The organism is Brevibacillus sp. NRRL NRS-603 (assembly GCF_003013445.1).
Classification (GTDB): domain Bacteria; phylum Bacillota; class Bacilli; order Brevibacillales; family Brevibacillaceae; genus Brevibacillus; species Brevibacillus formosus.
This window is the reverse complement of sequence record NZ_PXZN01000073.1, coordinates 1-890: the sequence shown is the minus strand read 5'-3', so window position 1 is coordinate 890 and position 890 is coordinate 1. Positions and strand designations below refer to the sequence as shown.

The window sequence follows — 890 nt, the reverse complement described above, 5'->3', positions numbered from 1 at the left end:
CGGTTGCTCCAGTCGCTCCCTCCCTGCTTCCGTTAATGCTACCTTGCCGTCCGCTTCTACGATCCATCGGTGATAGTAGCAGAAATCGTAGAGCAAGGAAAAGCGGTCAGGGTATAAATCAAAATGCAGCCCGTACCCAAAACGCCATTTTTGCGGCAATAGCGGCTCTTCTTTTACGTACAAAAATTGAAAAAGCTGCTGCTGATGACGCTTGTACATGCCACCTTCTGCGGTTAGCGGTACTGGCTCCTGCTGGAGAAATTGTAAAAATTGCATGATATCATCGCATAGTGCTGTTCCTTCATCCCTGTATGCTTGCGGACCGGGATGAAAGAATGCGTTTGACTCACGCCACTTTGTCAACCATGCTTGCAAATATGGCTCACGGATGTCCAGCGGAATTTGGTACTGACCTACTGTCTTGCTTTTCGCAGGAAAAATCCATCCTCGCCTCATTGCAGCCGCGACAAACTTCCGCCCTTCTTCCTGCTTTTTTTCCTTTTCACACGCCAGTGCCACTCCAGCCTTTGCCAACAAATCCTCCAGCGACATGACCGTACGCTTGTCCAGGAACAATTGGAGCAAAAAATGGGTTTCTGCACTGCTCAGTTGCTCAACTTCTTGGGAGATTGTCAACCTGTGCCTCAAGCTAGACAACAGTGACGTAATCAATTCGTTTTTGGAATGAGGGTTGCATTCGCATCCGTAATGGTTGGCAATCTGATGGAGCTGCCGGATATCGGTGTACACCAAGATCTCAGCCAAGTTCATCTGTGCATCCCTTCTTTACGATGGCTTACTTGTCTCTCATTCTTGCCAAAATGCGGAAAAATAAACAGGAAGCCACCGAAGTGACTTCCCGTTTGTCGATTTTTTATTACTCCTCGTCG

The 890-nt window shown here is 48.0% G+C and carries 1 protein-coding gene; it reads right to left on the bottom strand.

Translation table 11 applies throughout. The annotated features are described in order from the left end of the window. Positions 1–771: hypothetical protein (locus C7R94_RS27820; RefSeq protein WP_106785817.1), on the bottom strand; the 771-nt coding region annotated here is incomplete at its 3' end. Positions 772–890: the final 119 nt, after the last annotated feature.